At 63.0% G+C, this 22,408-nt stretch carries 24 protein-coding genes; 14 read left to right on the top strand and 10 right to left on the bottom strand.

The features are described from left to right. The first annotated feature begins 3 nt into the window (after window positions 1-3). The 3 genes from KPG71_RS15020 to rsmA are packed head-to-tail and all read left to right on the top strand — an operon-like array spanning window position 4 to window position 3,064. Window positions 4-1,254 (top strand): peptidylprolyl isomerase, encoded by a 1,251-nt coding sequence (locus tag KPG71_RS15020; protein ID WP_216338804.1) that lies wholly within the window; start codon window positions 4-6, stop codon window positions 1,252-1,254. Further along, window positions 1,251-2,228 carry a 4-hydroxythreonine-4-phosphate dehydrogenase PdxA gene (gene pdxA / locus KPG71_RS15015; RefSeq protein WP_216338803.1) on the top strand — a complete coding sequence of 326 codons (978 nt, stop codon included), beginning with the start codon at window positions 1,251-1,253 and terminating at the stop codon, window positions 2,226-2,228. Before KPG71_RS15020 ends, pdxA begins: the two co-directional genes overlap by 4 nt. Further along, window positions 2,225-3,064, top strand: a complete 840-nt coding sequence (gene rsmA, locus KPG71_RS15010) for a 16S rRNA (adenine(1518)-N(6)/adenine(1519)-N(6))-dimethyltransferase RsmA (RefSeq protein ID WP_216338802.1) — start codon at window positions 2,225-2,227, stop codon at window positions 3,062-3,064. The genes pdxA and rsmA overlap by 4 nt, the downstream gene beginning before the upstream one ends. Before the next feature lie 88 nt (window positions 3,065-3,152). Here the strand turns inward: rsmA and KPG71_RS15005 are convergent, their stop codons facing one another. The 3 genes from KPG71_RS15005 to prfA all read right to left on the bottom strand — a co-directional run bounded on the left by KPG71_RS15005 (window position 3,153) and on the right by prfA (window position 5,824). Beyond that, window positions 3,153-3,719, bottom strand: coding sequence for a DUF4167 domain-containing protein (locus tag KPG71_RS15005; RefSeq protein ID WP_216338801.1), 567 nt, complete (start codon window positions 3,717-3,719; stop codon window positions 3,153-3,155). A gap of 231 nt (window positions 3,720-3,950) precedes the next feature. After that, window positions 3,951-4,781: a peptide chain release factor N(5)-glutamine methyltransferase gene (gene prmC, locus KPG71_RS15000; RefSeq protein ID WP_216338800.1), complete on the bottom strand. Its 831-nt coding sequence runs from the start codon at window positions 4,779-4,781 to the stop codon at window positions 3,951-3,953. After that, the gene (gene prfA, locus KPG71_RS14995; RefSeq protein WP_216338799.1) at window positions 4,778-5,824 is read right to left on the bottom strand and encodes a peptide chain release factor 1; all 1,047 of its coding nucleotides are present in this window, start codon (window positions 5,822-5,824) and stop codon (window positions 4,778-4,780) included. Before prfA ends, prmC begins: the two co-directional genes overlap by 4 nt. A 63-nt stretch (window positions 5,825-5,887) precedes the next feature. Between prfA and KPG71_RS19665 the strand changes: the two genes are divergently transcribed. Next, complete coding sequence (locus KPG71_RS19665; protein WP_253196286.1) at window positions 5,888-6,208, top strand: hypothetical protein; 321 nt, start codon at window positions 5,888-5,890, stop codon at window positions 6,206-6,208. Here KPG71_RS19665 and KPG71_RS14990 read toward each other — a convergent pair. Both KPG71_RS14990 and speB read right to left on the bottom strand, forming a co-directional pair. Then, entirely contained in the window at window positions 6,116-6,535 is a 420-nt protein-coding gene (locus tag KPG71_RS14990; RefSeq protein WP_216338832.1) for a DUF1499 domain-containing protein, read from the bottom strand. The genes KPG71_RS19665 and KPG71_RS14990 overlap by 93 nt on opposite strands. 64 nt (window positions 6,536-6,599) lie before the next feature. Beyond that, complete coding sequence (speB, locus tag KPG71_RS14985; protein WP_216338798.1) at window positions 6,600-7,577, bottom strand: agmatinase; 978 nt, start codon at window positions 7,575-7,577, stop codon at window positions 6,600-6,602. Window positions 7,578-7,735: 158 nt separating this feature from the next. Here speB and mazG point away from each other — a divergent pair, with 158 nt between their 5' ends. The 3 genes from mazG (at window position 7,736) to KPG71_RS14970 (ending at window position 10,707) form a co-directional block, all read left to right on the top strand. Further along, the gene (gene mazG, locus KPG71_RS14980; RefSeq protein WP_216338797.1) at window positions 7,736-8,557 is read left to right on the top strand and encodes a nucleoside triphosphate pyrophosphohydrolase; all 822 of its coding nucleotides are present in this window, start codon (window positions 7,736-7,738) and stop codon (window positions 8,555-8,557) included. 250 nt (window positions 8,558-8,807) lie between these two features. Further along, complete coding sequence (locus tag KPG71_RS14975) at window positions 8,808-9,254, top strand: GNAT family N-acetyltransferase (RefSeq protein WP_320179479.1); 447 nt, start codon at window positions 8,808-8,810, stop codon at window positions 9,252-9,254. 31 nt (window positions 9,255-9,285) lie between these two features. Further along, on the top strand, window positions 9,286-10,707 hold the full coding sequence (locus KPG71_RS14970; protein ID WP_216338795.1) for a YdiU family protein: 1,422 nt from the start codon (window positions 9,286-9,288) through the stop codon (window positions 10,705-10,707). A 6-nt stretch (window positions 10,708-10,713) separates the two neighbouring features. On the opposite strand, the gene KPG71_RS14965 is transcribed toward KPG71_RS14970, so the two are convergent. Next, the gene (locus tag KPG71_RS14965) at window positions 10,714-11,349 is read right to left on the bottom strand and encodes a hypothetical protein (RefSeq protein WP_216338794.1); all 636 of its coding nucleotides are present in this window, start codon (window positions 11,347-11,349) and stop codon (window positions 10,714-10,716) included. Between the two features lie 39 nt (window positions 11,350-11,388). Here KPG71_RS14965 and KPG71_RS14960 point away from each other — a divergent pair, with 39 nt between their 5' ends. Further along, window positions 11,389-12,108, top strand: coding sequence for an endonuclease/exonuclease/phosphatase family protein (locus tag KPG71_RS14960; protein WP_216338793.1), 720 nt, complete (start codon window positions 11,389-11,391; stop codon window positions 12,106-12,108). 25 nt (window positions 12,109-12,133) lie between these two features. Here the strand turns inward: KPG71_RS14960 and KPG71_RS14955 are convergent, their stop codons facing one another. Beyond that, window positions 12,134-13,402, bottom strand: coding sequence for a DEAD/DEAH box helicase (locus KPG71_RS14955; protein WP_216338792.1), 1,269 nt, complete (start codon window positions 13,400-13,402; stop codon window positions 12,134-12,136). A 323-nt stretch (window positions 13,403-13,725) separates the two neighbouring features. On the opposite strand from KPG71_RS14955, the gene KPG71_RS14950 reads away from it, so the two are divergent. The 4 genes from KPG71_RS14950 to KPG71_RS14935 all read left to right on the top strand — a co-directional run bounded on the left by KPG71_RS14950 (window position 13,726) and on the right by KPG71_RS14935 (window position 16,739). Next, complete coding sequence (locus KPG71_RS14950; protein ID WP_216338831.1) at window positions 13,726-14,136, top strand: Fur family transcriptional regulator; 411 nt, start codon at window positions 13,726-13,728, stop codon at window positions 14,134-14,136. A gap of 95 nt (window positions 14,137-14,231) precedes the next feature. Next, entirely contained in the window at window positions 14,232-15,107 is an 876-nt protein-coding gene (locus KPG71_RS14945; RefSeq protein ID WP_216338791.1) for a DMT family transporter, read from the top strand. A gap of 86 nt (window positions 15,108-15,193) precedes the next feature. Then, entirely contained in the window at window positions 15,194-16,468 is a 1,275-nt protein-coding gene (gene eno, locus KPG71_RS14940) for a phosphopyruvate hydratase (protein ID WP_216338790.1), read from the top strand. Between the two features lie 106 nt (window positions 16,469-16,574). Continuing rightward, window positions 16,575-16,739, top strand: coding sequence for a hypothetical protein (locus KPG71_RS14935; protein ID WP_216338835.1), 165 nt, complete (start codon window positions 16,575-16,577; stop codon window positions 16,737-16,739). A gap of 22 nt (window positions 16,740-16,761) precedes the next feature. Here KPG71_RS14935 and pgi read toward each other — a convergent pair whose 3' ends face one another. The 3 genes from pgi to zwf are packed head-to-tail and all read right to left on the bottom strand — an operon-like array spanning window position 16,762 to window position 20,501. Then, window positions 16,762-18,369 carry a glucose-6-phosphate isomerase gene (gene pgi, locus KPG71_RS14930; RefSeq protein WP_216338789.1) on the bottom strand — a complete coding sequence of 536 codons (1,608 nt, stop codon included), beginning with the start codon at window positions 18,367-18,369 and terminating at the stop codon, window positions 16,762-16,764. A 9-nt stretch (window positions 18,370-18,378) separates the two neighbouring features. Next, window positions 18,379-19,050: a 6-phosphogluconolactonase gene (pgl, locus tag KPG71_RS14925; protein ID WP_216338788.1), complete on the bottom strand. Its 672-nt coding sequence runs from the start codon at window positions 19,048-19,050 to the stop codon at window positions 18,379-18,381. After that, complete coding sequence (gene zwf, locus KPG71_RS14920) at window positions 19,047-20,501, bottom strand: glucose-6-phosphate dehydrogenase (protein WP_216338787.1); 1,455 nt, start codon at window positions 20,499-20,501, stop codon at window positions 19,047-19,049. Before zwf ends, pgl begins: the two co-directional genes overlap by 4 nt. Window positions 20,502-20,693: 192 nt before the next feature. Between zwf and KPG71_RS14915 the strand changes: the two genes are divergently transcribed. Both KPG71_RS14915 and KPG71_RS14910 read left to right on the top strand, forming a co-directional pair. Beyond that, window positions 20,694-21,647, top strand: coding sequence for a radical SAM protein (locus KPG71_RS14915; RefSeq protein ID WP_216338830.1), 954 nt, complete (start codon window positions 20,694-20,696; stop codon window positions 21,645-21,647). A 43-nt stretch (window positions 21,648-21,690) separates the two neighbouring features. Then, a complete protein-coding gene (locus KPG71_RS14910; protein WP_216338786.1) occupies window positions 21,691-22,380 on the top strand; it encodes a M48 family metallopeptidase in 690 nt (229 codons plus the stop codon). The last annotated feature ends 28 nt before the right edge of the window (window positions 22,381-22,408 follow it).

Raw genomic sequence — 22,408 nt, 5'->3', positions numbered from 1 at the left:
AAGATGAGATACAGAATGCGCAAATTCCTCGCCGCAATCACGCTTCCCGCCCTGATGGCCGCCGTGCTTGCATGGTCCGCTCACGGCCCCGCCCACGCGCAAAACCTCTTTGCGCCCGCCATTCGTGTGAACGATCAGGTGATCACCGGGTTCGAGCTGCAACAGCGGGCGCGCATGCTGACACTGTTCCGCGCACCGGGGAATCCGCAGCAACTGGCGCGAGAACAGCTGATCGAAGACCGGCTCAAGCTGGACGCCGCACAAACCGCCGGGCTCGTTCTGGAAGATGCCGATGTTCAGGTCGGCATGGAAGAATTCGCCAGCCGCGCCGGTATGACCGCCGAACAGTTCCTGCGCGCCCTCGACGGTGCCGGGGTGGCCGAGCAGACCTACCGCGATTTCGTGAAGGCGGGCATTGCCTGGCGCGAACTGGTCAGCGCCCGTTTTGCACCGCGCGTTTCGGTTAACGAAACCGACGTGGATCGTGCCCGCATCGCCTTGGGCGGCGGCAGTGGTGGCGTCCGCGTGCTTCTGTCCGAACTCATCATGCCGGCCCCGGCGGGACAGGAACAGGCCGTGCAGGACCGCGCGGCGCGCATTGCCGAACTGTCGACCATTCCCGCCTTTGCCGCCGAGGCGCGCCGCTATTCGGCTGCCCCTTCGGCCGCGCGCGGCGGTCGGCTCGACTGGATGCCGATCACCAACCTGCCGCCGCAATTGCGCCCGATCATCCTGGGCCTCGGGCCGGGCGAGGTCAGCGAGCCGCTGCCGATCCCAGGTGCCGTCGCCCTGTTCCAGTTGCGCGATATCGAGGAAACCGACGCCCCCGACCCGGAATATTCGGCCATCGAATATGCCGCCTATTACATCTCCGGGGGGCACAGCCAAAAGGCCCTTGCCCGCGCCCAGCAGGTCAAGGACAATACCGATGTCTGCGATGACCTTTACGGGATCGCCAAAGGCGAACCTCCCGAAGTTCTGGAACGCGGCTCACGCGCCCCCGAGGAACTCCCGCAGGACATCGCCATCGAACTGGCCAAGCTCGACCCCGGCGAAGTGTCCACCACCCTGACCCGCTCCAATGGGCAGACCCTGGTGTTCCTCATGCTCTGTGGCCGCACACCCAAGCTCGAAGGCGAAGGCCCCTCTAACGAACAGTTGGGCATGATGATCCGCAATCAGCGTCTGGATTCCTTCGCCAACGGCTATCTGGAACAACTGCGCGCCGAAGCCCGGATCGTCGATCTGGAATGACCGCGCCGGTCGCGCTCAGCTGCGGCGAACCATCGGGCGTCGGTCCCGAGCTCGCCGCACGCGCATGGTCCGCACTGCGCGACTCCCTGCCTTTCGTACTGATCGGCGATCCCGCCCACCTGCCCCCTGGCACGCCCGTGGCCCTGATCGACGATCTGTCTCACGCCCCCGAGGCCGCGCGAAACGCGCTGCCTGTACTGCGTCATGACTTCCCCGGTGACCTGACCCCCGGAAAACCCAATCCCGATCACGCCCAAAGCGTCATCGACGTGATCGCCCGCGGTGTCGATCTGGTGCGTTCCGGTCAGGCTTGCGCGCTCTGCACCGCGCCTATCCACAAAAAAGCTCTTCAGGACGGCGCCGGCTTCGCACATCCCGGCCATACCGAATACCTTGCAGCACTGGCCGGGGTCGATCGCGTCGTGATGATGCTGGCCAGCCCGGCCCTGCGTGTCGTACCAACGACGATTCACATTCCACTGGCGCAGGTTCCCACGGCGCTCACTGCCGATCTGTTGCGCGACACGCTGCGCATCACCCATCAGGCCCTGATCCGCGATTTCGGCCTGCCTTCGCCTCGTATCGCCGTCGCCGGGTTGAATCCGCATGCGGGCGAAGGCGGGGCAATGGGCCGTGAAGAGATCGAACTAATCGCCCCCCTGCTTGAGCAGATGCGCGCTCAAGGGTTGGACCTGCTCGGTCCGATGTCTGCCGATACCATGTTCCATGATCGTGCCCGCGCGGGTTATGACGCTGCGGTTTGCATGTATCACGATCAGGCGCTCATCCCGATCAAGACACTGGATTTCGACCGGGGCGTGAACATCACCCTCGGCTTGCCTTTCATCCGCACCTCGCCCGATCATGGCACGGCGCTGGACATTGCCGGGCAAGGCATAGCCAACCCGGATTCGATGATCGAAGCCCTGAAGATGGCCCAGACCATGGGCGTGGCACGGGGCAGCGCGGCATGAGCGCAATCGACACCCTCCCCCCCCTGCGCGAAGTGATTGCCGCACACGGGCTGAGCGCCCGCAAATCGCTTGGTCAGAACTTCCTGCTGGATCTGAACCTGACCGCCAAGATCGCCCGTGCCGCGGGGGATCTGACCGGCGCCGACGTGCTGGAAATCGGCCCCGGTCCCGGCGGGCTGACCCGTGGCTTGCTGGCCGAGGGCGCGCGCCGCGTGCTGGCGGTCGAGAAAGATACCCGCTGCCTGCCCGCATTGGAGGACATCGCACAGGCCTATCCCGGACGCCTGACCGTGCTCAACGCCGACGCGCTGGAGATCGACCCGCTGGCGCATCTGACGCCGCCGATCAAGATCGTCGCGAACCTGCCCTACAATGTGGGCACCGAATTGCTGATCCGCTGGCTGACACCGGCGGAATGGCCGCCGGTCTGGGACAGCCTGACTCTCATGTTCCAACGCGAAGTGGCCGAGCGGATCGTGGCGCGCCCCGGCTCAAAAGCCTACGGGCGGCTTGCCTTGCTGGCACAGTGGCGCTGTGAGGCACAGATCGTCATGCACCTGCCGCCGTCGGCCTTTACGCCACCCCCCAAGGTATCCAGCGCCGTTGTGCATGTCAGCGCGCTGCCCGAACCGCGATACCCGGCCGATGCGGCCACGCTCGAACGGGTCGTCGCACGCGCCTTCAACCAACGCCGCAAGATGCTGCGCGCCGCCCTCAAGGGCATGGCTCCGGACATCGAGGACCGCCTGATCGCCGCTGGCATCAAACCCACCGACCGCGCCGAAACCGTGGGACTGGAACAATTCTGCGCCCTTGCGCGGACCCTTGACGCCTGAGCGCCGGTACAAAAAAAACAGGGGCCACTAGACCCCTGCTTTTTTCATCTGGCTTGTCGATCCCGCAAACCTGAACCTGAACGCCGGATTATTCGGCAGCTTCAGGCGCGTCCGGCTTGTCATCGCTGCGCTGAGCGTCGTCATCCCCGATCGCCCTGTCGTCCTTGGGCGGTTTCTTGGCGCGGGGTTTACGCGGACGCTTGGGCTTGTCGGATTGCTGCGTCTCTGGGGTTTCCACAAGCCCGCTATCGGTATCGGATTCAGGCTCAAGCAAATCGGGTTGCGGGGCCTCGGAAAGGTCGCCGCCGCCGCCATTCGCTTCGCGTTCCTGACGTTTGGCGCGTTCACGATCCCGCTCGGCCTGGCGTTCGCGGTTTTCCTTTTCCTGCTGTTCACGGCGGGCGTCCTGCTCTTTCTGGGCGGTCCCCAGAAGACGCAGATAATGCTCGGCATGTTGCTGGAAATTCTCGGCGGCGACGCGATCATTGCCCAACTGCGCATCACGGGCCAGTTGGTTGTACTTGTCGATGATCTGCTGCGGCGTACCACGCACCTTGCCTTCGGGGCCGGAGCTGTCGAAAACCCGGTTGACGATATTGCCGACAGACCGATTGCGGCCCGACTTGTTGCGCGAACGTGACTTGGATGATCTCATTGGTTTAGCTGTTTAGCCCTGTGCTCAATGCGTCGCTTTATCCGTTTGGCGCTGTCAGCGCCCTGAAGTTATTCCCGGATCCGACATGTAATGGCTTGGCGTCAAGCGGATCGCCCAAGGGCGTTATCGCTTGCTTGACTAACCTCCACTAAACACGCCCGGCCCCGCCTGACAAGGGCAAAGCGCAAATTTTCAGCAAATCACTTGTATTTTGGCGTATTTACGCGGGTTTCAGCCGGGCCAGACCGCCGTCACGACGCGGTCACGCCCCTCCAGATCGGGCAGAACCCGCGCTTTCGCGAATCCCATCTCATGCAGCAGGGCGACAACGTCCGCCCCTTGGGTCCAGCCGATTTCCAGCACCAGCCGCCCCCCTTCGATCAGATACGCCCCCGCCTGCCGCGCAATCACGCGATAGGCACTCAAACCGTCCGCGCCATCGGTCAGCGCATGATGAGGGTCATAATTCCGCACCCCACGCGACAGCCCCGCCATCTCGTCCATCGCAATATAGGGCGGATTCGATACGATCAGGTCGAACTGCCCCTCGACCCGCTCGAACCAGTCCGACAGAAGGAATTCAGCCCCTGTGTAACCGGCCTCCCGCGCATTGCGCCGCGCCACGTCCAGCGCGGCTTCGGAAATGTCGGTGCCGACACCGCTGGCCGCCGGTCGCTCTCCCAACAGCGAAATCAGGATGCACCCCGACCCGGTCCCGAGGTCCAGCACCCGAGAAAACGGCGCGCTCAGCGCTTCGGCCACCAACGCCTCGGTATCCGGGCGCGGATCGAGCACATCTGCGTTGACGAAGAACTCCCCTTTCCAGAAGGCCCGCCGCCCCAGGATGCGCGACACGGGCTTGTCCCCGGCCCTCTCCCGCAGATGCGCCTCATAGATGCGCTGCACCTCGGGCGGCACGCTCTCGTCCTGCATGATCGTCAAACGCCCTGCCGGAACACCCCAGGCCCCCGCCAGCAAGAGCCGCGCATCCCGCGCCGCATCTTCGACTCCGGCGTCCGACAAAACCGCGATGCCCTGTTTCAGCGCCGCGCGTACCGTCATTCCATCTCGGCCAGCATGGCCGCCTGCGCATCCGCGGTCAGCGCGTCGATCACCTCGTCCAGATCGCCCTGCATGACCTGATCCAGCTTATACAGCGTCAGGTTGATCCGATGGTCCGTCATCCGGCCCTGCGGGAAGTTGTAGGTCCGGATGCGCTCGCTCCGGTCCCCCGACCCCACCTGTGCCGCCCGGCTGGCCGAGCGTTCCTCCGCCGCGCGTTGCCGCTCCATATCGAACAGGCGGCTCTTCAGGACCTGCATGGCGATCTCGCGGTTGCGGTGTTGCGATTTCTCGGAACTCGTCACCACGATCCCGGTCGGCAAATGGGTGATCCGCACCGCGGAATCCGTGGTGTTCACATGCTGCCCGCCCGCACCGGAACTGCGCATCGTGTCGATCCGCAAATCGTTCTGGTCGATCTGGATGTCCACGTCCTCGGCCTCGGGCAGCACCGCCACCGTCGCCGCCGAGGTATGAATGCGCCCGCCGCTTTCGGTTTCCGGCACGCGCTGCACCCTGTGTACGCCGGATTCGAACTTCAGCCGCGCGAACACATGATCGCCCGCCACCCGCGCGACCACCTCCTTGATGCCGCCGATCTCGGTTTGCGACATCTCGATGACCTCGAAGGACCAGCCCTTGCTCTCGGCATAGCGCTGATACATGCGCAGCAGATCACCCGCGAACAGCGCCGCCTCCTCGCCGCCCGTCCCCGGACGGATTTCCAGAATCGCCGGCCGCGCATCGGCGGCATCCCTGGGCAACAGCGCCAGTTGCAGCCGCTCTTCCAAACCGGGCTTGCGCGCCTCCAGTTCGCTCAATTCTTCCTGCGCCAGATCGCGCATCTCGGGATCGTCCAGCATGGATTGCGCCGCGCCGATCTCCTCCAGCACCTGCCTATAGGCGCGGATTTCCTCGACCACCGGGCGCAACTCGGCGTATTCGCGGCCCAGCCTGGCGATGTCGCCCCCACCCGCCGCCATCTGCGCTTCGAGATACTCGAAGCGTTGCACGATCTCGTTCAGTCTATCCAAAGGCACCATGCACCGGCATCTGCCCCTTTGTCCCGGTTTGGTCAAGGCCAAAGCCTGTGCTATTCTGCCCCCATGAGGGCGCTGACAGCAGCAATTCTGACGGCGGGACTGACCGCACCGGCCCTTGCCGACCAGACAACCGGCGGCAAGACCGTGGAGTGCTACTGCACCGACTCGGGCGGAAACCGCGTGGAAATGGGCGACATGATCTGTCTCACCGTCGACGGGCGCAGTTTCATGGCGCAATGCCAGATGTCGCTGAACGTCCCGATGTGGCGCGAAATCTCGACGGGTTGCCTGTCATCCTCGCTGCGCGAAGGCCACCAGCCAGCCGTCCAGCCGCGCCGCGTTCACTCCAAGATCCGATCCCCCGAACCGCAGCCGCCCGTATAGTTCCAATTGCGGCCCCGTATGGCGCACCGTGGTATAATCGGGAAAACCGAACACGCGCGACCGGGTGACATAGGTGATCATCCCCTCGCTTACCGATCCGGCCAGCACCCGCGTTCTCGGCGTGGCGCGGATGATGTCGTCCAGCCGTTGCAACCCGCCCTCACCGGCGCCGATCACGCGCATCGCGCCCCCCGCGACATCGCGATTGGTGACCGCGGCGGGCATCCGGTGCCATCGCGCGGGATCGCTCGGTGCCAGCCGCACATAAAGGCTCAGCCCCACGGCCAGAATCCCGATCACCCCCAGCCCGACCGCCAGCCATTTCATCGCACCGTCACCCTTCTTCTTGCCCGAAATATCCCCGCCGGAGGCATCCGACGGCGGCCACCCGTTACCCGGCCCGACGGCCACGCCGCGTCCAGCCCCACAAGCAAATCAACTCCATCGCCACATGCGCGCCCGCCACCGCCGTTGCCCCGCTGGTATCATAGGGGGGCGACACTTCGACAACATCCCCGCCCACCATGTTGATTCCGGCCAGATCGCGCAGGATGATCGCCACCTGCCCGCTGCTCAGCCCCCCCCAGACCGGTGTGCCGGTGCCGGGGGCGAACGCCGGGTCCAGACAATCAATATCGAAGGTCACGTATACCTGAGAATCGCCAAGTATCTCTTTGATTTTTCTGGCAGTTTCCACAGGACCACACTCATGCACCTCGCGTGCGTCGATGGTCGGCACCCCCAGATTGTCGTCATTCACCGTGCGAATGCCCACCTGAACCGAACGCTCCGGGTCGATCAATCCTTCCTTGACCGCCTTGTAGAACATCGTCCCGTGATCCACGCGATCCATGTCGTCATCCGCCCATGTATCGCTATGCGCATCGAACTGCAGCAAGGACAGCGGCCCGAACTTTTCGGCGTAAGCCCTTAAGATCGGGAACGAAATATAGTGATCCCCGCCAAGGGCAATGCTGCCCGCTCCGGCCTTGAGGATGCCGCGGATATGCTCTGTCAACGCGGCGGGAAAGGCCGGGACATTGGCATAATCGAACGCCAGGTCGCCGAAATCGACGATATCGAACTCCTCCAGCGGGCTGAACCCATCCCAGCCATAGGGTGGGTCGAACACCTGCAAGGCGCTGGCCTCGCGCACCGCGCGCGGCCCGAGGCGCGCACCGGGCCGGTTGGTCACCGCCTGATCGAAGGGCACGCCTGTCACCGCCAGATCGACACCTGTCAGGTCCTTGCTATAGCGCCGCCGCAGGAATGACAGCGCCCCGCCAAAGCTGTTCTCATAGCTCAGCCCACGCAGAGTATCGCGCGTAAAAGCCTGATCTACCTGGTTTTTCGCGTCCTCAAGCGCCATTGTTCCCGTCCTCCCGTATCGCGGCTTCTCTGGGTCGCCCGCCATTCGTGCGATCATTGTCGGCAATGAGACGGGGATGCAAGCCCGGCGCATGGGCTGGACTTCGCGCCTCCCGCAGGTCAGGGTGCCGCCGACCCGAGATGAAGGACAGCCGCGCGATGCCCAAGGACCCGACAGTTCACGATCCGCATGGCGGTATGCCGCGACTGCTGGACATCATGCGCCGCCTGCGCGACCCGAACAGCGGCTGCCCCTGGGACATCGAGCAGGATTTCGGCACCATCGCCCCCTACACCATTGAAGAGGCTTACGAGGTCGCCGACGCCATCGAGCGCGCCGACTGGGACGAGTTGCGCGGCGAATTGGGCGATCTTCTGTTGCAGGTGGTGTTTCATGCCCAGATTGCCGATGACCGAGGCCTGTTCGCCTTCGATGACGTGGCCAATACCATCTCTGACAAGATGGTGGCCCGCCATCCGCATGTCTTCGGCGACGAAAGCCGCGACAAATCGGCCGAGCAGCAAACCCGCGATTGGGAGGCGATCAAGGCGACCGAGCGTGCCGACAAGGCGCAAACTGGCGTTCTGGACGGGGTCGCCGTGGGGCTGCCCGCCCTGCTGCGCGCGCTAAAGCTGCAAAAGCGGGCAGCGCGCGTGGGGTTCGACTGGCCAGAAACCACGCAGGTGCTCGACAAGATCGCCGAGGAAGCCGCCGAACTGGTCGAGGCCGCCGAAACCCTGCCCCATGACAAGATCGAAGAAGAGATGGGCGACCTGCTTTTCGTCATGGCCAACCTTGCGCGCCACCTCCAGGTCGATCCCGAAGCCGCGCTGCGCCGCGCCAACGCCAAATTCACCCGCCGCTTTGCCCGGATCGAAGATTGGCTGGCCGAGGCGGGCAAAACGCCAGAGCAATCCGACCTTGCCGAAATGGACGCCCTCTGGAACCGCGCCAAGGCCGCCGAACGCACCCCGGACTGATCGCGCAACGCACGCCCCGTTAACCTCCCCTCGGTCGGTCCCGCAAACCGACGCGATACCGATGTCATACCGACGCGATGCCGAACGGGGTTTGACCTGTTAACCTTGGCTTTTGCCCCGATTCGCATCCCGAGTGGCAAAACAGCGCCGATCCGAGGGTATGAGAGGTGGACATTTCCCGCGTCAGCCCCCACCGTCGCGCGACTCTGCTTCGACCCGATTTGATCCGATCACGAGGTTACCCGATACCGTGCCGAACCTGACCCTCGCCAAGCCTGACGATCTCGACCGTCTCGACACGCTCGTCGCCTCTCACCACGCCGAGGCCGGCATCGCCCAGGATGCCTCAGCCCGCCGCGAGGCCCTGCTGGCGCTGCTCGAAGGTGCGCCACACGGGGCCGGATACCTGATCGGCCCGGTCCGTGCCCCCATCGGCTATGTCCTGCTGTCCTTCGGCTGGTCCGTGCGCCAGGGTGGCATGACCGCCACCCTGGACGAATTGTTCATCCGCCCCGGTGTGCGCAACCGCGGGATCGGGGCCGAGGTTCTGACCAGCCTGCCCAAGGCGCTCAAGGGGGCGGGCCTCAAGGTGATGCATGTCGAAACCCCACGCGATCAGCCCCGCCCGCGTTCCCTCTACCAAAGAATGCGCTTCCATCCGCGCGACGAGGTCATGATCCTTAGCCGCGACGTCTAGCATTCATCTGCCATGCGCCTAGGTTAAGGGCATGACCCTGCATATTCCCTTTGAAAACAGCTATGCCCGCCTGCCCGACAGGTTCTACAGCCGCCTGACACCCGTGCCGGTCAAGGCGCCCACCTTGCTGGCCTTCAACGACGCGCTCGCCGCCGATCTGGGCATCACCCCCGGCCCGGTCGAGGAGATGGCGCAGGTTTTCGCAGGCAACATGCTGCCCGACGGGGCCGAGCCGCTGGCGCAAGCCTATGCCGGGCATCAGTTCGGCGGCTTCTCTCCTCAGCTTGGCGACGGGCGGGCGCATTTGTTGGGTGAGGTCATGAAAAATGACGGTCAACGCCTTGATATTCAACTGAAAGGCTCGGGACCCACCCCCTATTCCCGGATGGGAGACGGGCGCGCTTGGCTAGGTCCGGTGCTGCGCGAATACGTGGTGTCCGAGGCGATGCATGCACTTGGCATCCCCACCACCCGCGCCCTTGCCGCCGTGGCCACGGGCGAACCCGTTTACCGTGAAACAGGCGCCCTGCCCGGCGCGGTGCTGACCCGCGTGGCCTCCAGTCACCTGCGGGTGGGCACGTTCCAGTATTTCGCCGCGCGGCGCGACATCCCCGGCCTTCGGGCCCTGTTCGAGTATGCCGTGAAACGCCACGCGCTGGATGCCGAAACTCCGGCCGACCTGCTTCAAACGGTGGTCGAACGGCAGGCCGGACTGGTGGCGCAATGGATGTCCGTGGGCTTTATTCATGGCGTGATGAATACCGACAACATCACGATTTCCGGCGAAACCATCGACTATGGCCCCTGCGCCTTCATGGACAGCTATCACCCCGATACGGTCTATAGTTCAATCGACGCTCACGGGCGCTATGCCTTTTCCAGCCAGCCCAATGTGATCGTCTGGAACATGGCGCAACTGGCGACGGCTCTGGTCGCCCTCATGCCCGATCAGGACGCGGCGGTCGAAAACTTCACCAACATCATTCACGCCATGCCCGACCGCATCCACAGTCATTGGCTGCGCGCCTACGGGCGCAAGATCGGGATAGCCGATGCAACCCCCGAGGACGAATCCCTGATCGTCGATCTGCTGCGCCTCATGGCCGAGAACCGCGCCGATTTCACCAATACCTTCAACGCCCTGAGCAACGGAGCGCCGCGTGATCAGTTCCTCGATCCAGTGGCGTTTGACACATGGGAGCCCCGCTGGCGCAGCCGGATCGAGGCAGAGGATAGTCCGCAGGACACAATGCGTTCCGCGAACCCCATCTATATCCCGCGCAACCACCGGATCGAACAGATGATCCAGGCTGCCGTGGCGGGCGACTTCAGGCCTTTTGATCGGTTGATGCGGGTCCTGTCACGCCCCTATGACGCACAACCAGACGCGCAGGATCTAATGCGCCCGCCCGAGCCATCAGAGGTGGTGCAGCAGACATTCTGCGGCACCTGAACACCCCTACTTTTTCCAGCGTTTGAAAAACCGGGGATTGCGCTCAACGAATTCGTCGATCAACTGTTGCACCCCGCCCCGCGCCTGACCCTTGAGATAGGCAAACCCGGACGCCGCGCCGATCATAGCGCCAATCATGTCGACGATCAGATCGCCCATCGTATCCATCAGGCCGGATTTCTGCATGTTCATGCCGAACGTCTGATCCATGCCGAATTCGAATATCTCCCACAAAACGCCGATGGTCATGGCAAAACAAAAGGCGAAAAAGGCCACCGCAATCGGCGGCGCGGCAAAACGGTCGCCCTGGAACATGATGAACATCAGAACAAAGCCTATCAGGCCGAACCCGATGGCCGAACTGGCATGCATCGTCATGTCCCACCACCAAAGACGTTCATAGAAATCAAAGACTTCTCCCAGAAACAGTGTTCCGGCCACGAATATTGCAAGCGCCGCGATGAAACTGGGCGGCACACGGATGTCGACCCATCTCGCGACGAACAGCGGCGCCACCGACAGGGCCAGCGTGGCCAGGGCCACAAAGGCCAGTTCAAGCTGCCATTCGACCAAGGCCCACAGCGCCACAGCCAACAATGCGCCCCAGATAATACGTGCCAGCCATGTCTGTTCGGAAAACACGAGGTGACAATCCCGCTGTAAATGCCTTTATATGAGCCCATGAAGGCATCTGCGCTCAGAATTGCAACCTACAACCTTCAGAAATGCGTCGGGTTGGACCTGCGCCGCAGGCCGGACCGCAGCCTGCGGGTTATCAATGCCCTGGCGGCCGATATCGTTGTATTGCAAGAGGTCGATAAACGCCTGCCCCCCCGGCCCGCCGCCCTGCCCCACGACATGATTGAAGAAGATGGCTGGAGTATTCTGCCCTTTGGTGCGCCGGGCGGATCGCTCGGCTGGCACGGAAACGCGATGCTGGTGCGTGGCGAGGCGCAGGTGCTTGAAACCGCGCATATCGAGTTGCCGGGGCTGGAGCCACGCGGCGCAATCCGCGCAGATCTGAACACCACCATCGGCCCATTGCGAGTCATCGGCGTGCATCTGGGGCTTGTTCGCCGATACCGGTTGCTGCAACTGGGTACGATCTGTCGCGCGTTACGACAACTGCCCGAAATGCCTACGGTTTTTGCCGGAGATTTCAACGAATGGGGCAAGGGCATGGCACTGGACGCCGCCATCAAGCGGGTTACCTTCCTGCCCATGCACGCCTCGTTTCCGGCACCGCGCCCTGTTGCTTCGCTGGATCGTATCGCACTCAGCCCCGAACTGACGGCCACGGCAATGGGTGTGCATAGCCACCAACCGGCGCATATCGCCTCGGACCACCTGCCCGTTTGGGCCGATCTTACGCGGTCCACAGAAAAAGACCCGCGCCCCTGAGGGCACGGGCCATCCATGTGACCAATCAGGCGGCTTTCTTGCGCGGCCCGCTACGGCGGCGCCTGCGTGGCCCGCCCTGCGATTTGCCCGGCTGAGCGCCACCGCCTTTGCCACGGCGCGGGCCGCCACGGCCATTGGGTTTGGCATTGGGGTCCGGCAGGTCGGCCCACGGACGCCCCGACGCCACGGGAATGGAAATTCCCATGACCTTCTGGATGTCTTTCAATTCGCCCATCTCATCCGGCGCACAAAAGGCCACGGCGGCCCCGTCACGGCCTGCGCGCGCGGTGCGCCCGATCCGGTGGACATAGTTTTCGGCCACGTTCGGAAGGTCGAAATTGTAGACGTGTTTCACATCGGGGATATCCAGCCCTCGCGCGGCCACATCGGTGGCCACCAACACCCGGACCTCACCAGCGCGAAAGGCCTTGAGCGCGCGGTCACGCTGGCCCTGGCTCTTGTTGCCGTGGATGGCCGCCACGGCAAATCCCGCCGCCTCCAGCCGCTTGGCCAGCTTGTCCGAGCCATGTTTGGTCCGCCCGAACACCAGCGCCAGTTCGTCGCGATGCGCGTCCAGAAGTTCGATCAGCAGGTTGGGCTTTTCCGACTTGGCAATGAAATGCACCGCCTGTGTGATCTTGTCGGCGGCCTTGCCCGGCGGGCTGACCTGCACGCGTTTGGGATGGGTCAGATAGCTGGCGGCGATTTCTTCCATCTGCTTGGGCATGGTGGCCGAAAACAGCATCGTCTGACGCTCGTCCGGCAACAGCCCCGCGATCTTGCGCAGCGCATGAATAAAGCCCAGGTCAAGCATCTGGTCGGCCTCGTCCAGCACCAGAAACTGCGTGGCGTCGAGGTTCAGCGCACGACGATCCAGCAAATCCAGCAAACGCCCCGGCGTGGCCACCAGCACATCGGTGCCGCGCTCAAGCCGTTTGATCTGGGCATTGATCGACGCGCCGCCAACAACCAGCCCCACCTTGATCGGCGTATCCTTGACCAGCGGCACCAGCGTGTCGCGAATTTGCCCCGCCAATTCGCGCGTGGGGGCGAGGATCAGGCTGCGCACGGATTTCGGCGCGGGTTTGCCACGCACCTCCATCAATTGCGCCAGCAAAGGCAGACCAAAGGCCGCCGTCTTGCCCGTCCCCGTCTGCGCCAATCCCATGACGTCGTCACCGTCCAACGCAAAGGGAATCGCGCGCTCCTGAATGGGGGTCGGTTCGGTAATGCCCATCTGCGCCAGCTTTTTCACCAGCGGGCCGGGCAGGCCCATTTCCTGAAACAGGTTCATATATATCCTTTCGGGCATGGCGTTGTGCACATGCCGCACCCGCCCTTTCGAGGCGGATGAATCGTGGTGTCACCAAGGCCCATGCCCGGCCTCGTGCCGGACATCGCTCTGATGGTTCGGACCCACGCGTGATTTTGGGAACACTCCGCGATGTTTCATGGTGGGCGTGCCCTGAGGCGGCCCGACTGCTCACGCGGCAGGAAACATCGGTTGACATGCACATGCGCTCGCTACAACCCAAAGTCAAGCGCGGCGCGGAAAACGGCTGGATTCATTTTCGCGATGCCGCTATCCAACACCCCGATGTCGACAAGGGGGCGGTCATGTCCGAAACCATTACCGAGCGTTGCGAGGCCAAGGGCCTGCGCATGACCGGCCAGCGCCGCATCATCGCCTCGGTTCTGGAAACCTCCGACGACCACCCCGATGTCGAAGAGCTTTATGCCCGCGCCTCGGCCCTCGATCCGCGCATCTCGATCGCCACGGTCTATCGCACCGTCAAGCTGTTCGAAGAGGCCGGAATCCTTGAAAAGCTGGAATTCGGCGACGGGCGGGCCCGCTATGAGGACGCCGAACGCGACCACCACGATCACCTGATCGACATGCACTCGGGCGAGGTTATCGAATTCGTCGACCCCGAGATCGAGGCGCTTCAGGAAAAGATCGCGGAAAAGCTCGGCTATCGCCTCAAGGGGCACCGTCTGGAACTCTACGGCGTCCCGATCAAGAAATAACCTAACGCCCCGCATCGCCTGTCTTCCCCGGCTTGCCAAGACGCAGCGGCAGGCATAGGCAGGCAATGACGCGAACGATCCCCCGAGGACAGACAATGGAAAACCTGCGCGGCAGTGCGCTGATGGTGCTGGCTATGGCTGGCTTTGCACTGGAAGACATGTTCGTCAAACGCCTGTCACAGGATCTGCCTGTGGGGCAAATCCTCGTTCTGTTGGGATTGGGCGGCGCACTGATCTTTGGCGCCGCAGCCGTGATGCGCGGTCATCGCCTGTTTTCCCGCGATCTGTTCTGCGCCCCGGTCATGCTGCGCAATCTGGGCGAGTTGATCGGCACCGTTGGCTTTGTCACGGCCATCGCCCTGACACCGCTTTCCTCGGCCTCGGCCATCCTTCAGGCCACGCCGCTTGCTGTCACGCTCGGGGCGGCGCTGTTTCTGGGCGAGGATGTCGGCTGGCGCAGGTGGAGCGCGATTTTGGTGGGCTTTGCCGGGGTTCTGATGGTCCTGCGCCCCGGTTTGGCCGGGTTCCAAGCTGCCTCGCTGTTCGCCGTGCAGGCGGTGATCGGGCTGGCCATGCGCGATCTGGCAACGCGTGCCGTGCCACGCAACGTCACCTCGATGCAGATTTCGAGCTATGGGTTCGCCACGGTTGTTCCCGCCGGCCTGCTGATGATGTGGCTGACGGGCGATGCCGCAACCCCAAGCGCCACCAACTGGCGCGACATGGCGTTTGCCCTGGTTCTGGGTGTTGCGGCTTATTATGCGATCGTCGCCGCGATGCGTATCGGCGAAGTGTCCTTTGTGACTCCGTTTCGCTATTCGCGGCTTGTGTTTGCCCTGATCATTGCCGTTACCCTGTTCGACGAACAGCCCGATGCGCTGACCCTGATCGGTGCGACAGTGATCATCGCCTCCGGCCTTTACACGCTCTTTCGCGAACGCCGGCTGCGCCGCCGCGCCCAACGTGCCTGACCCCATCTGCGCCACGCAAGCACAGTTGTATTCCGCGCCAGAATTGGTATGGCAAGCGCAACCGTTTTTATCCTGAGGGACAGCTTATGAGCATCATCATCGACATTCACGCACGCGAAATCCTGGACAGCCGCGGCAACCCCACGGTCGAGGTCGACGTGATCCTCGAAGACGGCACCATGGGCCGGGCCGCCGTGCCCTCGGGCGCCTCCACCGGCGCGCATGAGGCGGTTGAAAAACGTGACGGCGACAAGGGCCGCTACATGGGCAAGGGTGTCCTCGAGGCCGTGGCAGCCGTGAATGGCGAGATCGCCGAGGAACTGGTCGGCATGGACGCCACCGAGCAGGTCGAAATCGACATGGCAATGATCGAACTGGACGGCACCCCCAACAAGGGCCGCCTGGGCGCCAACGCCATCCTTGGCGTATCGCTGGCCGTGGCCAAGGCGGCTGCGGATTTCACCACACAGCCCCTGTTCCGCTATGTCGGCGGCACCTCGGCCCGCGTACTGCCGGTGCCGATGATGAACATCATCAATGGCGGCGAACATGCCGACAACCCGATCGACATTCAGGAATTCATGATCATGCCCGTCAGCGCCGGCAATATCCGCGATGCGGTGCGCATGGGCTCGGAAGTGTTCCACACTCTGAAAAAGGAACTGACCGCCAAGGGGCTGTCCACCGGCCTTGGCGACGAAGGCGGTTTCGCCCCTGATCTCGCCTCGACGCGCGACGCGCTGGACCTCATCCTGGCCTCCATCGAAAAGGCCGGATACAAGCCGGGTGAAGACATTTACCTGGCGCTCGACTGCGCGGCGACCGAATACTACAAAAATGGAAAATATGAACTTTCCGGTGAAGGAAAGAGCCTGACAAGCGCTGAGAATGTCGAATATCTGAAATCACTCTGCGACGATTACCCGATCATCTCGATCGAGGACGGCATGTCGGAAGACGATTGGGACGGCTGGGTGGCCCTCACCGAGGCGCTCGGCGACAAGGTGCAACTGGTGGGCGACGACCTGTTCGTGACCAACCCCGCCCGTCTGGCCGACGGGATCGCGCGCGGCGCGGCCAACTCGATGCTGGTCAAGGTGAACCAGATCGGCAGCCTGACCGAAACGCTCAAGGCCGTGGACATGGCACATCGCGCGCGCATGACCAACGTGATGTCGCACCGCTCGGGCGAAACCGAAGACGCCACCATTGCCGATCTGGCCGTGGCCACCAACTGCGGGCAGATCAAGACCGGCAGCCTGGCCCGTTCGGACCGCCTGGCGAAATACAATCAGTTGATCCGCATCGAGGAAACCCTGGGCGACACCGCCGAATATGCGGGCCGTTCGATCCTCAAGTAACAGACCTTCTGCCCGCATCTTGATCCCGATCAACGCAGGATGCGGGCGAATTTACTAATTAGGTTATATTAAGTGCCAATTCCGGCCAAATTGATACGAGGCAATCATGTCGAAATTTATGAAACTCCTCGCGATCCTGCTCGCTCCCGCCCTGATCGCGTCCTGCGCCAACGACGACACCTATCCCGTCAGCGGCGAGGAATGCGCGCCCGGTGATCCTGTACAGGATATGGATGCTGCAGAACTGGATTGTGTGCCCCCGGCAGGGTAAGGCGCGACAGCCGACGCGGCAATCACTCCATGTGCTGCCGCACGAAAGCGACGAGGGCGCGGGTTGAACCATCCTTTCCCGCGCCATCGGACTCGCCGCTCAAGACCGGCTCCAGCTCGGTGGCCAGAACCTTGCCCAGTTCGACCCCCCATTGATCGAACGAGTTGATCCCCAGGATCACCCCTTCGACAAAAACCCGGTGCTCGTATAGCGCGATGATCTGGCCCAGACGGCGAGGCGTCAGCCGGTCATAGATCAGCGTGGTCGAAGGCCGGTTCCCCGGAAACACCCGATGCGCGGCCTGCCGCTCCAACTCGTCGCCCTCGAATCCGGCCTTGGCCATCAACTCGCGCGCCCGATCCATCGAACGCCCGCACATCAGCGCCTCGGATTGCGCCAGGCAATTGGCCACCAACAGTCGGTGATGATGCACCAGATGCGGCTCATGCCCCTTGGCGGCCACCATGAATTCGCAAGGCACCACCTGCGTGCCCTGATGGATCAACTGATAGAATGCGTGTTGCCCGTTGGTTCCCGGCTCCCCCCAGACCACCGGGCCGGACACACCATCCAATGGCAAGCCATCCATCGTCACCCGCTTGCCGTTCGATTCCATCTCCAGCTGTTGAAAATAGGCAGGCAAACGCGCCAGACGCTGATCATAGGGCAAGACCGCCCGCGTGGGATAACCGCACACCTGATGATGCCACAGCCCCGCCAAGGCCAGAAGAACCGGCAGGTTCCGGGCCAACGGAGCCTCGCGAAAATGCGCATCCATCGCCGCCGCACCGCCCAGGAAGACACGGAAATCCCCGGCTCCGATGGCGATCATCAGCGGCAGGCCGATCGGCCCCCACATGGAATAGCGCCCGCCGACCCAATCCTCGAATCCAAACACGCGCGCGGGCGGGATGCCGAAGGCCGCCGTCTTGTCTTGGGCGGTCGAAACGGCCACGAACTGCGCCGCCGGATCGGAAACCGCATCGGCCATCCAGTCACGGGCGGTTTCGGCATTGGTCATGGTCTCCACGGTCGTGAAAGACTTCGACGCCACGACGATCAGCGTCGTGGCCGGATCCAGCCCCGCCAGCGTGTCGGCTATATCGGCCCCGTCCACGTTCGATACGAAATGACAGCGCGGGCCGTCATGATATGGCCGCAGGGCCAGCGTGCCCATCTCGGGCCCCAGATGAGATCCGCCGATCCCGATATTCACCACATCGGTGATCGCCCCGCCCTGCCCTTTGAAACGCCCACCGCGCACGTCCTCTGCAAAGGCTTCCATCCGCGCCAGCGTTTCACGAACCTCGGGCATAACATCATGCCCGTCGACCATGACCGGGGCGCCGTCGAGGTTGCGTAACGCGGTATGCAATACCGCTCGCCCCTCGGTTTCGTTGATCGCCTGCCCTGCGAACATCGCATCCCGACGTGCCATCACGCCTCGCGTTTCCGCCAGGGAGATCAGCGCGGCACGCACCTCTTTCGTGATCAGCGTTTTCGAATAATCCAGCAACAGCCCGTCAAACCGGGCGGAAAATCCCTCCGCCCTTGTATCATCCTGCGCGAACAGATCGACGATGTCCTGCCCGGCCAATCCGGCGGCCATATCCTTGAGCCTGTCAAACATCCCTACCTCTTACGCCGTCCAATGCACCACCATGTCGTTCAGCACGGCCCGCACCGGGGCTTCGGCGCGCGTCATGCTTTGCGCCCGCTCCAACGCCGCACGCTTGGCGCGGCCGGTAATCAACAGGTGCTTGGCCATTGCATCGTTCAGAACATGCGCCGACAGGGTGATCCGCGGTTCGGGCTGGTCGGGCGTGCGCATGCTGACCAGCACCGGCGCGCGATCCGACAACGCCAGGTCCAGATTATCCCCCTTGGGAAAAAGCGAAGCCGTATGCATATCCGACCCCATTCCCAGCAACAGCACGGAAATCGGCAGGCGCGGCACGATGGAGGCCTCCAGCTCGGCCAGCACCGCATCCGGGTCGGCCGCCTTGACATAAAGCGGCAGGTAACGTGCCGCCGCAGCGCGCCCCACCAACAGGCGCTCGCGGATCATCCGCGTGTTCGAGCGCACATGAACCTCGGGCACCCATCTCTCATCGCTCAGCATCACATCGACCCGGCTCCAGTCGAGGTTGGCGTCGCACAGTGCATCGAAAACCGGGCCCGGACTGGTACCGCCCGGCACCACGAACAACACGCGGTCCTGTTGATTGAGCGCCGATTTCAATTCCCCGGCCAGAACATTGGCCAGGTCGATGGCCAGCATTTCCTCGTCGGCGTACTCAAGCAGTTTCATGCCCTGATCTCCCTCCAGCGACGACCATCGCGGTGCATCAGCATCAGCGCATCGTCCGGTCCCGCACTCCCCGACGCATAAGGGATCGGTGCCTCGCCGCGTTCTTCCCAGCCCTCAATGATCGGATCGGTCCAGCTCCAGGCCTCTTCCACCTCGTCGCCACGCATGAACAGCGTCTGATTCCCCCGGATCACATCCATGATCAGGCGTTCATAGGCATCGGGAAAATCCGCGCTGTCCGGGCCAAGCGCCTCGGCAAAGGTCATATCCAGCGGCACGTCGACCAACCGCATGCCGCCCGGTCCCGGCTCCTTGATGGTCACCCCCAGTTCGATCCCCTCATTGGGTTGCAGTCGAATGGTCAGGATATTGCGGTGCCGCCCGGCCTGCACCCCGAAAATCGAATGCGGTGCATCCTTGAACACGACCGCGATCTCGCTGGCGCGGGCCTTCAGGCGCTTGCCGGTCCGCAGGTAAAACGGCGTGCCAGCCCATCGCCAATTGCTGATATGCGCCCGGATCGCCACGAAACTTTCGGTCGTGCTGTCTGGCGCCTCGACCTCGTCACGATAACCGGGGGCGCCGTCATCAGCCTGATACTGGCCGCGCACCACGCAATCCGGTTCCACCGGATCGAGCGCACGGATCACCTTGAGCTTTTCATCGCGCACCGCGTCGGGATCGAACTTGGCCGGTGGCTCCATCGCGATCAGGCACAGCAATTGCATCAGGTGGTTCTGCATCATGTCCCGCATCGCACCCGCTCGGTCGTAGTATTCGCCGCGACCGCCGACACCGACGCTTTCGGCCACGGTAATCTGAATGTGATCCACGTACTGGCTGTTCCAAAGCGGCTCGAACAACATATTGCCGAACCGTACCGCCATCAGGTTCTGAACGGTTTCCTTCCCCAGATAATGGTCGATCCGGTAAATCTGTCGCTCTTCGAAATGCTGCGCCAGAACCCGGTTCAGGTCACGTGCACTGGCCAAATCACGGCCAAAGGGCTTTTCCACCACGATCCGGCTATCCGCATCGGACATACCATAGGTATGCAATCGCTGCGCCAGATCGCCGAACAGGCCGGGACCGACCGAGAAATAGTAGGCCCGCACCCGGTCTTTCTGCACCAATGCGGCCAGCTTGTCCCACCCCGCATCGCCCCTTGCGTCCAGGGTGACATAGCTCACCCGTTCCAGAAAGGCGCTCAGATGATCACGGTTCTGCATGGCGTCGGGATCGAACTCGGCAATCGCGTCCGAGACAAAGGCACGATAGCCCGCCTCGTCCAACTCGCTGCGGGCCGCGCCGATCACCCGTGAGCTGCCCCCCATCTGGCCCGCGCAATAGCGGCGGAACAATGCCGGCAGAATCTTGCGTCGCGCCAGATCGCCGGTGCCGCCGAACACGATCAGATCGAAAGGTTCGACCGGGATGACTCGCGAAACCATCAAAACCCTCCTGCCGCCTGTTTTGGGCGAATGTTAGCGTTAACAAATCCTCAGACCAAACCGTCTAAACGCAGTTTGAAACAGAGTCTACCATGCCCCCCTGCGTTCACAATGGTGTCAGTCACGATATCGCGTCTTTCTTTCGCAACTCCCGGCCGTTACCCAATTCGGACACAGATGACGGAAGAGACGATGAAAGACGCCAGCCCGCCCGACGCCAACAGCGGCAAGTTTCAGGATCCCGCGACCACCGCCGACGGTCAGGCGCGCGCCACCGTGGCCCTTTCCCGGCCCGAAACCCTGTGGTTCAACACCGGCACACTGTGCAACATCACCTGCGCGAATTGCTATATCGAAAGTTCGCCCACCAATGACCGGCTGGTCTATATCACGGCTGACGAGGTGCGCGACTACCTCGACCAGATCGCGGCGCGCGGCTGGCCCATCCAGGAGATCGGCTTTACTGGCGGCGAACCTTTCATGAATCCGCAGATGGTCGACATGGCCCGCGCCGCACTGGAGCGCGGCTATCGCGTACTGATCCTGACCAACGCCATGCGTCCGATGATGCGCAACTCCGTCCGGCAGGGCCTGCTGGACCTGACCCGACACTGGCGCGATCAATTGACCCTGCGCATCTCGGTCGATCACTGGTCGCAAGAGCTGCACGACAAGGAACGCGGCGAAGGCGCGTTTGCAAAAACGCTCGAGGGCATGACGTGGCTGCGCGACAATGGCCTGCGCATGACCGTCGCCGGACGCACCGTCTGGGGCGAAACCGAAGCCGCCGCGCGCGATGGCTACGCCCGCTTTTACGCCATCCACGCATTCGACATAGATGCATACGATCCCGGCCATACCGTTCTTTTTCCCGAGATGGACGAAACCGTCGAAGTTCCGGAGATCACCACCGCATGCTGGGGCATCCTTGGCAAATCGCCCGACGATGTGATGTGTGCCTCCTCTCGCATGGTGGTCAAACGCCGTGGCGCCGCTCTTCCCACGGTTCTGGCCTGCACGCTCCTGCCCTACGCGCCTGAATTCGAACTCGGCGAAACACTTGAGCAGGCCGAGCGCGACGTGGCCCTCAACCATCCCCATTGCGCCAAGTTCTGTGTTCTTGGCGGTGCGAGTTGTTCGGCCTGATCCACCGCTTGCCCCGGCACGGCCACTGCCCCATATATCGTGAATGATCCGCTTCACGCCTATCCTGCTGGCCATTCTCTATGCCGTCGTCATGTACCGGTTTTCGGTCTGGCGCACCCGGCGCGAACTTGACGCCCGCTCGACCGAACTGGCCGATCCCCGGCTCAAGGGCATGACCGAACGGCTGGCCCGTGCGCTGGACCTTCCGCGTATCCGTGTGAATATCTACGAAATCGACCCGGTGAACGGCCTTGCCGCACCCGACGGGCGGATTTTCATTACCCGTGGCTTCTATCGCAAGTTCCAGCAAGGCGAGGTGACAGCCGAGGAGCTGGCCAGCGTTATCGCCCACGAACTGGGCCATGTCGCCCTTGGCCATTCGCGCCGCCGGATGATCGACTTTTCCGGTCAGAACGCCCTTCGCACCGCACTCGCCATGATCCTGTCACGCTTTCTGCCGGGGATCGGCGTCTGGATCGCCAACGGTCTGACCTCGCTTCTGGCCGCCCGCCTGTCGCGCAGCGACGAATACGAGGCAGATGAATATGCCGCCGCCCTACTGACCAAGGCGGGCATTGGCACCGGAGCGCAGAAATCGCTTTTCCGCAAGCTCGAAGCCCTTACACAAGCACGCGCAGGTGCCGCGCCGGCATGGCTGATGAGTCACCCCAAAACCGAAGACCGCATCGCCGCCATCGAAAAACTCGAAACCAAATGGCGCGTGGAAAGCTGAAAGACGACCTTCCATCGTTCCGCAGATA

Source organism: Roseovarius sp. PS-C2, from assembly GCF_018862045.1.
Classification (GTDB): Bacteria; Pseudomonadota; Alphaproteobacteria; order Rhodobacterales; family Rhodobacteraceae; genus Roseovarius.
Note: the sequence above shows the minus strand (reverse complement) of the source record. Positions and strands in the feature narration are given on the sequence as shown.